We start from the raw sequence: 13,195 nt of genomic DNA on the forward strand, positions 1-13,195 counted from the left end.
CGGCTCTCCCGCCGGGGGCGGGGGTGGGGCGCGCGGGGGGGTCGTTCCGGGGCCGGGGGTGCGGGTTGTCTTTAGACCCAAAAAACCCCCCCCCCCCCCCCCCCCCCCCCCCACGACCGGGTGTCGTGAAGGTGGGCGCGGTCGGCGGCCGACCGCCCGGCGTGCCAGCCCTCATGGCTGCGCACGGTCACCGATTTGCCCACCACCTGGGGGAAGAGCGTGGTGAAGGCCGCGTTCACCTTCAGCTCGTGCGACGCCAGCACCGGCAGCAGCCGGTCCGCGTCCGGCGACTCCGCGATGGTCGCTTCGGCGGCCTGGTCGAGGCGCTCGCCGATCCGGGTGGCGTAGGAGACGAGGAACGACTTCCGGAACGCCCGGTCCCGGCCGGCCGGGTCGGCGATCATCGCCCGCGTCGCCTGGACCAGCAGGGACGTCGTCAGCAGCACGACGGCGTCCAAGTCGTCCTCGTCGCCGACCACCGTGACGAAGTCCCAGCGCGCGTCGAAGACGGCCCGGCAGCGGTTGGCCTTCGCGACCACGTGGACCAGCAGCGACTTCGCGTCGACGTACGGGGTTTCGAGCCAGATCCGGCGAGACGCGGGCACGTCGGGCCCGGCTTCGCCGGCCTCGACCAGCACGCGGTCGAGGGCGTGCCGGGTCATCAGCTCCTGCGCCTTCGCCGAAAGGGCTTCGGCCTCCTCGGGGAACGAGCTCGACTCGGCCTTCGCCAGCAGCGCGCGGACCCGGCTCAGCTTCTTCTCGTCGACAGCGTGGTGAGCCGGCGTCGCGGCTCCCGGCGAGGTCAAGGCCGGCAAGGTCATCAGAAAGCCGAGGGCTTCGATGACGGAGGTCAGCGCCTCGGCCGGGGTCAGGATGTGCTTCGCCGCCCATTGCGTCAGGTGCGGCTCGGACTCGGTCCACCAGCGGACGGCGCCCACCTCGTCGAGCCGGTCCGGCTGCTCGACGTACGCGACCAGTGTGTCGAGTACGAAGGACTGCGCGAACTCGTCGACCCGCCGCCGGGCCGCCTGGTCGAAGTCCTCGGGCAGCCAGCCGCTCCGGCAGGCCCGGGAGATCAGCTGCCGCCCGGCCCGGCGGGCACCGTCGGCGGCCTCGGCCGGCAGCTCGAGGTCCGGTGCCAGCCGGTTCGCGTGAGTCTTGGCCGCGCCGCGAACTTCCCTCGCGGTCTCGGAGGCGGCGGCCAGCAGCGCGTCGCCGAACTCCTCGGCGGTTCTGGGCCTCGGGGATTCCCCGGCCCGTCGCTTCTGCTTGCCCACGGAGCGAGTGTGCCGCAGCCCGGTCACCTTCCCGGCGGCCGCCCCGTCGGGAAGGCATGCACACCGCCGTCATCATCACCGTGATCGTCCTGAACGCCGGAATCGGCGTCGCCGACCTGGTCAAGGCCCCGTTCGTCCTGGCCACTTCGAACGCCGTGGACGTCCCGCCGAGCTGGCTGCCCGTGCTGGGCACGCTCAAGCTCGCCGGCGCCGCGGGCCTGCTCGTCGGCCTGCTGGGATTCGAGCCCCTGGGCGTGGCCGCCGCGATCGGCCTGATTCTCTCTACGTCGGCGCGATCGTCGCGCACCTGAAAGCGCGCAAGTTCGCCACCGGCGCCGCCCCGCTGCTCTTCCTCGGGCTGGCCGCGGCGACGCTGCTCTAACGCAGCCGCGGGAGAGCGTCCCGCGCGAAGTGGCTCAACGTCCGCAGATCCTCGGCGAACCGCTCGCGGTGGTCCGGGGGCAACGGCCGGAAGAACAGCTGCTCGATGTTCTCGACGTGTAGCCGGCTCGCCCGCACCGTGGTCTCCTCGCCGAGCGGCGTCAGCCGCACGAGCTGGACGCGCCGGTCGCGCGGGGACGCCGTCCGCGTGACCAGGCCGAGCGACTCCATCCGGTCGACCAGCCGGGTCGCCCCACCCGTGGTCAGCACCTGTTCCTGCGCGATGGCGCGCATGGTCAGCCCGTCCGCACCCGTGCGGCCCACGATCAGCAGCACCTCGTACATCAGGTGCGTGATCCCGCACTCGCGCTCCAGCGCCCGCCCGAGCAGGTACTCCAGCCTGTTCGCCGCGCCCTGCAGCCGCCCGAAGGCCAGCACGCGCGGGTCGTACCCCGCCTGCCGGGCCGAAGTGATTTCGGGTTCCACGTACCCATCATCCTGCCTGGTCGCCGGCGCGCAACGCGAGGTAGACGTCGAGCTGGTCGGTGAACTCGGTCAGGTCCGCGCCGAGCAGCTCGCCCGCCCGGCCGATGCGGTAGCGCAACGTGTTGACGTGGACGTGCAGCGCCTTCGCCGCCCGCGTCGGCGAGCCCGAGCACTCCAGGAACACCCGCACCGTGTGCACCAGGTCCGTGTGCTGCTCGGCGTCGTAGGCCAACAGCGGCCCGAGCACGCGACGGCTGAGCGCCGCGCGCAGCCCGTCCGGCGCCCCGGAGACCAGCAGCTGGTGCACGTCCACCTCGCCGGCCACGACCAGCGGGACGCGCCGCCGGGCCGCGACCTCCAGCGCGTACCGTGCCGACTCCCACGCTTCGTCCCGGGGTCCGGGATCGCTGACACCGCAGTAGATCCGCTTCGCCCGAAGCAATGACTCCACAGTGGACAGTTCGGCCGGCGAGGGCCGCAGCGTGGTCGCCGCGAAGGAAGTGTCTCCAGTGGACTCGAGCAGGAGCCCGTCCGGCAGCAGCTCCCGCAGGACGTCCCGGCTCTCGTCGCTGCCTTCGGTCCGCAACGCGACGACGCGCGCTTCGCCGGGCAGCTCGGCTTCCGGCGCGGCCACCCGCGCCCGGGTGACCCCCACGAGCCCGGCGAGCTCTTCGGCCAATTCCGCCTGCGCGGTGCTCAGCGGCCCGCCGACGGCGATCAGCCACGGCACGGCGTGCCGCCCCTCGACCGGGACGACCGTCAGCGACCCGGACTCCTTCGCCGCGTACCGGCGGACGACGTCCGGCGCCGGCGTCGGCAGCGCGGACGTCCCGGCGACCACCCGGCCGAGCCCCGACAGCACCCAGCACGGCAGCCCGAGCTCCGCCGACGCGCTCTCGAGCAACGTCTCCACGGGCGCGTCCGCGGCGGCCTGCAAACGTTTGCGCGCGCTTTCGGACGCCGCCGCGAGCGCCAGCACCACCTGCTCGGTGATCACCGAGAACGACAGGTCGGTGGGTACTTCCAGCAGCGGGATCCGGTGCCGCTCGCAGGCCTCGACGACCTCGCCGGGGATGCCGCCGGAGTCGGCGCCGGACGCGGCCAGCGCCGCCGCGCCCGCCCGGGCCAGCGCGGCCACGAACGGCTCGGCGTCGCCCGGGCGCCGCCACCAGAGCAGGCCGGACAGCACCAGCTCGCCCGCCGAGAGGTACCGTCCGGGGTCGGGCAGCTCCGTGACGTAGATGCGCGTCACCGGCCGGTCGAGCAGGTCGGCGCCGGCCAGCGGGCGCAGCCGCAGCCCCGGCAGGCCCAGCAGAGTTTTCACGGTCGTCATGAGGCTTGTAGGAAAGCACAAACGCCACCGGTTTCGCTCGTGTGCGTTTCATGCGCTGTGCCGTTGCCGCCCCCGGCCCCTTCGGCGTCTACTGGTCTATCGCCCTCACGAGGGAGCCCCTCAGTAAGGAGCACGGAGTGGAGTTCCTGCGTCCCGCGACGCTCGCCGAGGCCCTGGCCCTCAAGGCCGAGCGGCCCGGCGCCGTGCCGATCGCCGGCGGCACGGACGTCATGGTCGAGCTGAACTTCGACCACCGGCGTCCCGAGGCTCTGCTGGACCTGACCACGGTCCCCGAGCTGACGGAGTGGTCCACATCGGACGGGACCGTCCGGCTCGGCGCCGGTGTCCCGTACACCCGCGTCATCGCTGAACTGGGTGAATCCGTCCCAGCGCTGGCCATGGCGTCGCGCACGGTCGGCTCGCCGCAGATCCGCAACCGCGGCACGGTCGGCGGCAACCTCGGCGCGGCGTCCCCGGCCGGCGACACCCATCCGGTGCTACTGGTGCTCGACGCCCGGATCGAAGTGGCGTCCGTCCGGGGGAGCCGGATCCTCCCCGCGGAGGAGTTCTACGTCGGCGTGAAGCGGCACGCCCTCGACCCGGACGAGCTGATCACCGCCGTCCACCTGCCCGCGCACGCCGGGCCGCAGCAGTTCGCCAAGGTCGGGACGCGCAACGCGATGGTCATCGCGGTCTGCTCGTTCGCGCTGGCCCTGCGCGAGGGCCGGGTGGGCGCCGCGATCGGGTCCGCCGCGCCGACCCCGCGCCACGCCCGCGAAGCCGAGGAGTTCCTCGCCGCGGAGCTGCCGTGGGGGTCGTCCGAGTCGCTGCCCGACTCCCTGAAGCGCCGCTTCGGTGAGCTGGTGGCCGAAGCGACGTCACCGATCGACGACGTCCGGGGCAGCGCCGCGTACCGCAAGCACGCGCTCTCGGTGCTCGCGCGGCGTACGTTGACTTGGGCTTGGGACGATCACCGGACGGGGGAGCGCGCATGCGCCTGAATGTCAGGATCAACGGCGAGCAACGGCAGGCGGACGACGTCTGGGAAGGCGAAAGCCTGCTGTACGTGCTGCGGGAGCGGCTGGGCCTGCCGGGCTCGAAGAACGCCTGCGAACAGGGCGAATGCGGATCCTGCACGGTCTACCTCGACGACGTCCCGGTGTGCGCCTGCCTGGTCGCGGCCGGGCAGGCCGAGGGCCGCGTGGTCCGCACGGTCGAAGGACTGGCCGACGGTGACACGCTCGACCCCGTCCAGCAGTCCTTTGTGGATGCCGGGGCGGTGCAGTGCGGTTTCTGCACGCCGGGCCTGGTCGTCGCGGCGCACGACCTGCTGAACCGCGTGCCCGACCCGAGTGACGAGGAGATCCGCGAAGCCCTGGCCGGCAACCTGTGCCGTTGCACCGGCTACGAAAAGATCCTCGACGCGGTGCGCGCGGTCGCGAAGGGTGGTGTCGCGTGAGGACGCTCATCGCCAACGCCGCGATCGCCACGGTCAGCGGCGAGGAGTACGCCAACGGCCACGTCGTCGTCGAGAACGACCGCATCGCCGAAGTCGGCGAAGGCATCTACACGGGCGAGTTCGACGAGCGGGTCGACGCGTCGGGTTGCCTGGTCACGCCGGGCCTGATCAACACCCACCACCACCTCTACCAGTGGGCCACCCGCGGGATGGCCGCCGACCACACGCTCTTCGAGTGGCTGGTCGCGCTCTACCCGGTCTGGGGCCGGCTCGACGCGGAGATCACGCATGCCGCGGGCACGGCCGGGATGGCCCGGCTCGCCCTGACCGGGTGCACGACCGTCGCCGACCACCACTACGTCTTCCCTCGCGACGCTGGCGACCAGGTCGCGGCGCTGGCCGCGGCCCGGCAGCGGATCGGCGTCCGGCTGCACGTCGTGCGCGGGTCGATGGACCGCGGCGAGTCCGACGGCGGGCTGCCGCCGGACAACCTCGTCGAGTCGACCGAAGAGGCGTTGATCGGCACGGAAGCGGCGATCGACCGCTTCCACGACGCTGCCCCGGAAGCGCACCTGCAGATCGCCGCGGGCCCGTGCTCGCCGTTCTCGGTCACTGAACGGCTGATGTCCGGTGCGGCCGAGCTGGCGAGGCGTAAAAGCGTCCGCCTGCACACGCACCTCGCCGAGACTCTCGACGAGGAGAAGCAGTGCCTCGCCGAGGTGGGCTGCACGCCCGCCGAGTACGCCGACAAGCTCGGCTGGCTCGCCGAGGACGTCTGGCTCGCGCACACCATCCACCTCGCGCCCGAGGCGATCCGCCGCTTCGGCGCGACCGGCACCGGCTCGGCGCATTGCCCGACGTCCAACGGCCGCATCGGCGCCGGCATCGCGCCGGTGCGCGACCTGCTCGACGCGGGAGTGGCGGTCGGCCTCGGTGCCGACGGCGCCGCGTCCAACGAGTCCGGCGGGCTCGGCGAAGAGCTGCACCAGGCATTGCTGCAGGCCCGCCAGCGCGGCGGCCCGCGGGGGCTGACCACGCGCGAAGCACTGTGGATGGGCACGATGGGCGGCGCCCGCTGCCTGGGCCGGGCGGACGACCTCGGCTCGATCGAACCCGGGAAGCTCGCCGACCTCGCCGTCTGGGATCTGACCGGCTTGAACTACGCCGGGATCACCGACCCCGTGGCGGCGCTGGTGCTGGGCACCACGCCGCCGGTGCGCCGGCTGTTCGTCGGCGGTAAGGCCGTCGTCGAGGACGGTGTCTTGCGGGAGGCGGACGAGTCCGAGATCGCGTCGGAGCTGACGGCCGCGAGCGCCAGACTGCGGGAGGACCGATGACCACGACCTCCGTTGGTGTTCAAGCGGTCAACGGCGTCGGCACGTCGCCGCGTCGCCCTGACGGCACGGTGAAGGTCCGTGGCGAGTTCGCGTACTCCTCGGACCTGTGGCACGAGGACATGGTGTGGGGCGTGACCCTGCGCAGCCCGCACCCGTACGCGCGGATCACGGCGATCGACATCACCGACGCCCTGACCGTGCCCGGCGTCTACGCGGTGCTGACCCACGAGGACGTCCCGGGCGTCAACCGGTACGGCCTGGAGCACTCCGATCAGCCGGTCCTGGCGTCCGACGTCGTGCGTTACCAGGGTGAACCGGTCGCGCTGGTCGCCGCCGACCACCCGGAGACCGCGCGCCGCGCGATGAAGCGGATCGTCGTTTCCTACGAAGAGCTTTCTCCGGTGACGGACTCCGAAGCGGCTGTCGCGGGCGATGGGCCTTCGCTGCACGACGGCGGCAACGTCGTCCGGCACGTCAAGATCCGTCACGGTGCTCAGGACGTCTCGGCCGACGTCGTCGTCTCGGGCGTCTACGAGGTCGGCATGCAGGACCAGGCGTTCCTCGGCCCGGAGTCCGGGCTCGCGGTGCCGGACACCGAAGGCGGCGTCGACCTGTACGTCGCGACGCAGTGGCTGCACGTCGACCAGCAGCAGATCGTCGCGGCGCTGGGCCTGCCGGTCGAGAAGGTGCGGCTGACCCTCGGGGGCGTCGGCGGGGCGTTCGGCGGCCGCGAGGACCTGTCGATGCAGGTGCACGCGTGCCTGCTGGCGCTGCACACCGGCAAGCCGGTGAAGATGGTCTACAACCGCGAAGAGTCCTTCTACGGCCACGTGCACCGCCACCCGGCGAAGATGTACTACGAGCACGGCGCCACTCGCGACGGGCGTCTCGTGTACGTGCGCACGCGGTTGTTCTTGGACGGCGGCGCGTACGCGTCTTCGACGGGCGCGGTCGTCGCGAACGCGGCTACTCTGGGCGTCGGACCGTACAAAGTGGACAGTGCGTCCGTCGACTGCTGGGGCACGTACACGAACAACCCGCCGTGCGGTGCGATGCGTGGCTTCGGCGCGGTGCAGGCGGCCTTCGGCTACGAATCGCAGATGGACAAGCTCGCTGCCGCCTGCGGTCTGGACCCGGTCGAGATCCGCGTCCGCAACGCGATGAGCGAAGGCGACCTGATGCCGACCGGCCAGGTCGTCGACTCGGCCGCCCCGGTCGCGGAGCTTCTCGAACTGGTGCGGGCCAAGCCGATGCCGCCGGAGCGGCCGTTCGACCTGCGGCACATGCCGGGCGGCGTCTCGAACACGACGCACGGCGAAGGCGTCGTCCGCGGCGTCGGGTATGCCATCGGGATCAAGAACGTCTGCTTCTCCGAGGGCTTCGACGACTACTCGACGGCCCGCGTGCGCCTGCAGCTGGTCGGCGGCGAGCCGGCGGCGACCGTGCACACCGCGGCCTGCGAGGTCGGCCAGGGCCTGGTGACGATCATGCAGCAGATCGTCCGGACCGAGCTGGGCGTCGACCAGGTCACGGTCCTGCCGATGGACACCTCGATCGGCAACGGCGGCTCGACGTCGGCGTCGCGCCAGACGTACGTCACCGGCGGCGCGGTCCAGGCCGCCTGCGTGGCGGTGCGGGCGCGGCTGCTTTCCCGGTTCGACCAGCGGGTGCGCGTCGTCGGCGGCAAGCTCGTCGCGGCCGACGGCCAGGTGCTCGCCGACCTGGGGGACGTCCTCGGCGACGACGTCTACGACGAAACCGTGGAATGGCGGCACCGGCCGACGTCCGCGCTGGATCCGGAGACCGGGCAGGGGAGCGCGCACGTGCAGTACGCGTTCGCCGCGCACCGGGCCGTCGTCGACGTCGACACGGAGCTGGGCCTGGTCAAGGTGGTCGCGCTGGACTGCGCCCAGGACGTCGGCAAGGCGCTGAACCCCCAAGCCGTGCTGGGCCAGATCCAGGGCGGTTCGGCGCAGGGGCTCGGGCTCGCGGTGATGGAGGAGATCCAGACTTCCGGCGGGAAGATCCGGAACCCCTCCTTCACCGACTACCTGATCCCGACGGTCCTGGACATGCCGCCGATGAGCATCGACGTCCTGGAGCGCCCGGACCCGCACGCGCCGTACGGCCTGCGCGGGGTGGGGGAGCCGCCGACGATCTCGTCGACCCCGGCGATCGTGGCGGCGATCCGGGCCGCGACCGGGCTCGCGCTCCCGCGCGTCCCGGTGCGGCCGGAGCACCTCGCGGGGACTTGAGTCATCCCTTGAGCAGCCAGTTCTGGTTGGCGTCGTCGTTGCAGCCCCAGAGCTCGAGCTGCGTGCCGTTGACGTTGCCGGCGGGCTTGTCGCCGCCGGTGACGTCGACGCACAGGCCGGTTTGGGTGCCGGTGATCGAGCCGTCGGGGTTCAGCTTGAACTTCTGGTTCGCGCCGCCGTGACAGGTCCAGGCGATGAGCTTGGTCCCGGCCGCGGTGCCGCCGTCGTTCGCGTCGAGGCAGAGGCCGCCGGCCTTCAGCTCACCGGCGCTGGTGAACGTCCAGGACTGGTTCGCGCCGCCGTCGCAGTCCCAGATGTCGACCTTGGTGCCGGGCGTGGTGACGTTGCCGTTGATGTCGATGCAGCGTGACGACGACGCGCCCTGCAGCGGCTGCGCGGCGTTGCTGCCGCTCGCGCCGGCCTTGACGCGGTAGATGACGGTGCCGTGCGAGGGCACGTTCGCGCTGATCGTGCCGGTACTCGTGGTCTGTTCCTTCGACCACAGGTTGGTCAGCCGGTAGCTCGACGCGGCGGGCAGCCCGGCCGCGGCGGCCGTCGTGGAGACGGTCTTCGTGGTGCCGTTCTCGTTGAACAGCACGACGGCGACATCTCCGTTCTGCAGCGGCTTCTTGAGCACGTCGAGGCCGCCGCTCGACGAGATGCGCGTCGCCTGCTTGCCGAGCGGGTCCTGGTCGACGGCGATGACGTCGCCGTTGAGGTACGTCGAGAAGGTGGCGACGCTGGCTGAGCGAAGGTCTGCGCCCGCGATCAGGGGCGCGGCCATCGCGGCCCAAAGGGTGAAGTGCGCGCGGTCCTCCTGGAAGTCCATGCCGTCACCGACTTCGAGCATGTCCGGGTCGTTCCAGGCGCCCGGTTTCGCGGCCGAAGCGAGGCCGACGTTCTGACGGTAGATCGAGTCGATGCTGCCCCAGTTGTTGGTGATGTCCCCGGTGGTGCGCCACAGGTTGCCGACGTCCGGCGCCCAAGTCGAGGGTGAGAAGTTGCCCCATTCGCAGATGCTGTAGGCGATCGGGCGGCCGGTGGCCTTCAGGGCGTCGCGCATCGCGGAGTAACGGCGGACGTAGTCCTGCTGGGTCTCGCCGCCGGGGCTGCCGCAGTTGTCGTACTTGAGGTAGTCGACGCCCCAGCTCGCGTAGCTGTTCGCGTCGGTCTGCTCATGGCCGAGGCTGCCGGGGTAGTGCTGGCAGGTTTCGGTGCCGGCGCTCTCGTAGATGCCGAACTTCATCCCGCGCGCGTGGATGTAGTCGCCGAGGGCCTTGAGGCCGCTGGGGAACTTCGCCGGGTCGGCGACGAGGTTGCCGGCGGCGTCGCGGTTGCGCGTCATCCAGCAGTCGTCGAGGTTGACGTAGGTGTAGCCGCGGTCGCGCATCCCGGAGCTGACCATGAGGTCGGTGGTCTGCTTGACCAGGGTCTCGTTGATGTTGCACTCGAAGGTGTTCCAGGTGTTCCACCCCATCGGGGGTGTTCTCGCGAGCCCGTTCTCCAGGGCTTGGGCGGGCGGGCTGCTCAGGGCGGCGGCCGCTAGGACGGTGGCAAGGACGGCGAAGACTCGGCGCATGGCGGCTCCAACCGGACGACGGTGTAGGCAGGAGGACTAGACCACTTGACAGCACTGGGCAGCATCCGTGTCGGATGCTGGGTGGTCAAGCGCCATTTTGAGTATTCTTGTTGGATTCCCGACTAAAGTTGCGTGTTTTCTTGAAGCAGTCGCCGCGCGACGTCGACGGTCGCAGCCCCCGCGACGGCCATGGCCTCGGTGTCCCGCAGCGAGCGGCAGAGGACGAAGGCGCCTTCGAGGTTGTTGACGGCGGTGATGGTCAGCGTCCGGGCGGCCTCGGTGCTGATGCCGAACTTCGCGAACTTCTCGGTACCGGCGTCGATCCACGCGGTGAAGACATCGGCGGTGGCTTGCCGCAGCGGCTCATTGGTGGCGGCGACCTCCAGGGCGACGGTCGCGATCGGGCAGCCTTCGACGTAGTCGGTGGCTTCGAGCGTCGCGATCCCGGCGGCGAAGAAGGCCTCGACGCCGCTGACCAGGTCGGGTGCGGGGGCGATGAAGAGGTCGAAGAGCTGGATGTAGGCGAGCCCGGAGGTGCGGATGACCTCCTGACCGAGCTGCTCCTTGCCACCGGGGAAGAAATGGTAGAGCGACCCGAAGGGAGCATTCGCCTCGGTGACGATCTGCTTCAGCCCGGTGCCGCTGTAGCCGTTGCGCCGAAACAGTTCCGCGCCGGCGGCCATGATGCGTTCCTTGGTCCCTGCCACGGTGCCACGATACGCCCGGATCGGTAGAGCGTTCTATCAATCCGGGCACCGTGGCGTCGGTCAGTGGAGGTCCCAGGCCGGGCGCGGGTCCTCGGCGTCGTCGCGCAGGATCGTGCCCTCGATCAGCCCGTACGGCCGGTCCGCCGCGTAGAACACCTCGTTGTCGTTCTTCAGCCCGAACGGGCTCAGGTCCACCAGGAAGTGGTGCTTGTTCGGCAGCGACAGCCGGACCTCCGCCACCTCCGGCCGTGTCTCCAGTACCGACTGGCCCATCGCGTACAGCGTCTGCTGCAGCGAAAGGCTGTGCTTCGTCGCGAAGGTTTCCAGCATCAGCCGCCGGATCTCGCGGTGGCTCTCGGTCCAGTCGATGTCCTCGCCCTGGTAGCGCCACTTCGCCGTGACGGCGGTCGCGAGGATCCGGTCGTCGGTCTCGGCGAGCGTCGTGTACTGGTCGCGCGGGAAGCCGTGGAACTCCGAACCCGTCGACTTGAGCAGGGTCAGGCCGTCGATGCCCGAAACGACCCACGCCCGGCCGCCCTGGATGGTGACGGCGGTGGTGCGCCGTTCGTCGCCGGAGCGGCTGAACGCGTGGTCGTGCGGCTCGCCGCCGACGGCGATCCGGTCCCAGCCGTGCTCGTCGACCTTGACCCGGGCGCCGGTGATGTTGCCCTGCGTGCCGGTGAAGTGCCGCGCCAGGCGCAGGGCGAAGTCCTCGATCTCGCCGACCGGCGCCTCCTTCGCGAAGGCGTACACGGTGTTCTTCTGCGTGTCGGTCGCGAGCACGCCCGCGTTGTCGCCGGTGAGGTGCGTTGCGGCGAGCTCGCCGCGCAGCGACGTCGACACGGTGAGGTCCTTCAGGTGGTGCACGGGGCCGTCGCGGCGCACCGTCACCAGGCGGACCTCCGCCTTGCCGTACTGGTTGGGGCCCAGGGTGATGGCCACGGTTCAGCTCCCTCGGTAGGTCGAATAGGCGAACGGGCTGAGCAGGAGCGGCACGTGGTGGTGCGCGGTGCCGTCGGAGATCCGGAAGGTGAGGGCCACCTCCGGGAAGAACGCGTCCGGGCCCAGGTAGGCGCCGGTGTCGAAGACCAGGCGGTAGGCGCCGGGGGCCAGGGCGTCGGGGCCGAGGTCGCGAATGCGGCCGTCGCCGTCGGTGCGCCCGTCGGCGATCGGCTTCCCCTCGGCGGTCTCGAACCGGACGGCGATTCCCTTCGCCGGACGTCCGGTCGCCGTGTCGAGGACGTGGGTGGTCACGAGGCTCACGCGGTCACCGCTTTCGCGAGTCGGAGTTCGGCGATCTTCAGCAGTTCCCGGCCGGCGACGGCCAATTCGGTCGCGGGGTCGTTGTCCAGCCGGCTTTCGAGGATTTTCAACAGTTCTTCGCCGCTGCGGCCGCTGGCGCAGACCAGGTAGACGTGCCCGAACTTGGCTTCGTACTCGGCATTCGCCGCGGCGAACGCGTCGGCGTTGTCCACACCGGATTGCTCCGATCGCGACCAGTCGCCCTCGGTGCCTTGCTGCTTCGGCTTTTCCCCGATCCTGGGGTGCGCGGCCATGGCCTGCCGGATTTCGTCGCTGCTCAACGGCAGGTCGGCGGCAGCGGTCAGCGCGTCCCGGCTTTCGTAGGGGCGGCGTTCGAGAATCGCGTCCACCCAGCGGGGGACGGCGAGACAGGCGGTCAGCGCCGGACGCACGTCATCGGCGTCGGCGGCGTTGAAGTCGGTGAGGGTGAGCGGCACGGGGAACTCCTCGTGAGTGGCGTCCCGCTGACCGTACGTCGGCGCCGGAGTTCCGTCAACATTTTGTTGAAAGCCCTGGTCAGTCGGCTTCCCGGTTGAGGTAGTTGTAGACGGTGAACCGCGTGACCCCCAGCGCGTCGGCCACCGAGGAGACGGATTTCCGCAGGCCGAAGGCCCCGCGTTCCCGCAGGAGCCGGACGGCGCGCTGCTTCCCGGGCCGGTCGAGATCGCCCAGCTTGGCGCCCATTTCGCGTTCGACATCGGCGATGAGCCGGGCGAGGGCATCGTTCAGTTCGACGACCGGAGTCGCGGCGGCTGGAGCAGCCGGCGCCTCGGGGACGACGTCGTTACCCGTGTCAGCGGCTCGGCGCACCTGCAGTGTGACCTGGGTGGCGCCACCGTCGAGCGCCGCCTGCGTGATCGCGGGCAGGGCCTCGAGAAGGCTCTTCGCGTCACCGCGGGCGAGCGTGCCGAGCGGCCCGAAGTCGGTCTCCAGCCCCGCTTCCGTGGCCGCGTCCCGCGCGGCGAGCGCGTGCTCGGGCGGCGAACCCTCGCCGTGGAACGGTTCGCTCGTGAACTCCGCTTCAAGCCGCACGAGGATGACCGTAACGCGCCGCGTCCGTCGTTGACGAGCGGCGCGCG

The 13,195-nt window shown here is 71.1% G+C and carries 14 protein-coding genes; 5 read left to right on the forward strand and 9 right to left on the reverse strand.

What is annotated here, in order from left to right; translation table 11 throughout:
- Positions 1-71 precede the first annotated feature (71 nt).
- The gene (locus AB0M59_RS40100; RefSeq protein WP_364626220.1) at positions 72-1,277 is read right to left on the reverse strand and encodes a DUF2786 domain-containing protein; all 1,206 of its coding nucleotides are present in this window, start codon (positions 1,275-1,277) and stop codon (positions 72-74) included.
- A gap of 56 nt (positions 1,278-1,333) precedes the next feature.
- Here AB0M59_RS40100 and AB0M59_RS40105 point away from each other — a divergent pair, with 56 nt between their 5' ends.
- Positions 1,334-1,588, forward strand: coding sequence for a DoxX family protein (locus tag AB0M59_RS40105; protein WP_364626222.1), 255 nt, complete (start codon positions 1,334-1,336; stop codon positions 1,586-1,588).
- Between the two features lie 67 nt (positions 1,589-1,655).
- Here AB0M59_RS40105 and AB0M59_RS40110 read toward each other — a convergent pair whose 3' ends face one another.
- Together AB0M59_RS40110 and AB0M59_RS40115 are read right to left on the reverse strand one after the other, a co-directional pair.
- Positions 1,656-2,144, reverse strand: coding sequence for a MarR family transcriptional regulator (locus tag AB0M59_RS40110; protein WP_364626224.1), 489 nt, complete (start codon positions 2,142-2,144; stop codon positions 1,656-1,658).
- A 7-nt stretch (positions 2,145-2,151) separates the two neighbouring features.
- The gene (locus AB0M59_RS40115) at positions 2,152-3,477 is read right to left on the reverse strand and encodes a PucR family transcriptional regulator (RefSeq protein ID WP_364626227.1); all 1,326 of its coding nucleotides are present in this window, start codon (positions 3,475-3,477) and stop codon (positions 2,152-2,154) included.
- Positions 3,478-3,614: 137 nt separating this feature from the next.
- On the opposite strand from AB0M59_RS40115, the gene AB0M59_RS40120 reads away from it, so the two are divergent.
- The 4 genes from AB0M59_RS40120 to pucD are packed head-to-tail and all read left to right on the forward strand — an operon-like array spanning position 3,615 to position 8,528.
- Positions 3,615-4,478, forward strand: a complete 864-nt coding sequence (locus AB0M59_RS40120; protein WP_364626230.1) for a xanthine dehydrogenase family protein subunit M — start codon at positions 3,615-3,617, stop codon at positions 4,476-4,478.
- Positions 4,469-4,936: a (2Fe-2S)-binding protein gene (locus tag AB0M59_RS40125; RefSeq protein ID WP_364626232.1), complete on the forward strand. Its 468-nt coding sequence runs from the start codon at positions 4,469-4,471 to the stop codon at positions 4,934-4,936. The genes AB0M59_RS40120 and AB0M59_RS40125 overlap by 10 nt, the downstream gene beginning before the upstream one ends.
- Positions 4,933-6,273, forward strand: a complete 1,341-nt coding sequence (locus tag AB0M59_RS40130; protein WP_364626234.1) for an 8-oxoguanine deaminase — start codon at positions 4,933-4,935, stop codon at positions 6,271-6,273. Before AB0M59_RS40125 ends, AB0M59_RS40130 begins: the two co-directional genes overlap by 4 nt.
- Positions 6,270-8,528, forward strand: a complete 2,259-nt coding sequence (gene pucD, locus AB0M59_RS40135) for a xanthine dehydrogenase subunit D (protein WP_364626236.1) — start codon at positions 6,270-6,272, stop codon at positions 8,526-8,528. The genes AB0M59_RS40130 and pucD overlap by 4 nt, the downstream gene beginning before the upstream one ends.
- Before the next feature lies 1 nt (position 8,529).
- Here the strand turns inward: pucD and AB0M59_RS40140 are convergent, their stop codons facing one another.
- The 6 genes from AB0M59_RS40140 to AB0M59_RS40165 all read right to left on the reverse strand — a co-directional run bounded on the left by AB0M59_RS40140 (position 8,530) and on the right by AB0M59_RS40165 (position 13,148).
- Positions 8,530-10,107: an alpha-galactosidase gene (locus AB0M59_RS40140; protein WP_364626238.1), complete on the reverse strand. Its 1,578-nt coding sequence runs from the start codon at positions 10,105-10,107 to the stop codon at positions 8,530-8,532.
- A 122-nt stretch (positions 10,108-10,229) separates the two neighbouring features.
- On the reverse strand, positions 10,230-10,790 hold the full coding sequence (locus AB0M59_RS40145; RefSeq protein WP_364626462.1) for a TetR/AcrR family transcriptional regulator: 561 nt from the start codon (positions 10,788-10,790) through the stop codon (positions 10,230-10,232).
- 84 nt (positions 10,791-10,874) lie between these two features.
- The gene (gene pucL / locus AB0M59_RS40150) at positions 10,875-11,756 is read right to left on the reverse strand and encodes a factor-independent urate hydroxylase (protein WP_364626240.1); all 882 of its coding nucleotides are present in this window, start codon (positions 11,754-11,756) and stop codon (positions 10,875-10,877) included.
- Positions 11,757-11,759: 3 nt separating this feature from the next.
- Positions 11,760-12,077: a hydroxyisourate hydrolase gene (gene uraH / locus AB0M59_RS40155; RefSeq protein ID WP_364626243.1), complete on the reverse strand. Its 318-nt coding sequence runs from the start codon at positions 12,075-12,077 to the stop codon at positions 11,760-11,762.
- Positions 12,074-12,553 (reverse strand): 2-oxo-4-hydroxy-4-carboxy-5-ureidoimidazoline decarboxylase, encoded by a 480-nt coding sequence (uraD, locus tag AB0M59_RS40160; protein ID WP_364626246.1) that lies wholly within the window; start codon positions 12,551-12,553, stop codon positions 12,074-12,076. The genes uraH and uraD overlap by 4 nt, the downstream gene beginning before the upstream one ends.
- A gap of 79 nt (positions 12,554-12,632) precedes the next feature.
- The gene (locus AB0M59_RS40165) at positions 12,633-13,148 is read right to left on the reverse strand and encodes a helix-turn-helix domain-containing protein (RefSeq protein ID WP_364626248.1); all 516 of its coding nucleotides are present in this window, start codon (positions 13,146-13,148) and stop codon (positions 12,633-12,635) included.
- Positions 13,149-13,195: the final 47 nt, after the last annotated feature.

Origin of the sequence: Amycolatopsis sp. NPDC051371, assembly GCF_040682155.1 — a bacterium.
GTDB lineage: Bacteria > Actinomycetota > Actinomycetes > Mycobacteriales > Pseudonocardiaceae > Amycolatopsis.

What these genes read in the sequence shown, in the direction of transcription:
- pucD (WP_364626236.1), top strand. Translation starts at nt 6,270, where the DNA reads ATGACCACGACCTCCGTTGGTGTTCAAGCGGTCAACGGCGTCGGCACG.
- AB0M59_RS40145 (WP_364626462.1), bottom strand. Translation starts at nt 10,790, where the DNA reads ATGGCCGCCGGCGCGGAACTGTTTCGGCGCAACGGCTACAGCGGCACC.
- AB0M59_RS40125 (WP_364626232.1), top strand. Translation starts at nt 4,469, where the DNA reads ATGCGCCTGAATGTCAGGATCAACGGCGAGCAACGGCAGGCGGACGAC.
- AB0M59_RS40140 (WP_364626238.1), bottom strand. Translation starts at nt 10,107, where the DNA reads ATGCGCCGAGTCTTCGCCGTCCTTGCCACCGTCCTAGCGGCCGCCGCC.
- AB0M59_RS40115 (WP_364626227.1), bottom strand. Translation starts at nt 3,477, where the DNA reads ATGACGACCGTGAAAACTCTGCTGGGCCTGCCGGGGCTGCGGCTGCGC.
- AB0M59_RS40105 (WP_364626222.1), top strand. Translation starts at nt 1,334, where the DNA reads ATGCACACCGCCGTCATCATCACCGTGATCGTCCTGAACGCCGGAATC.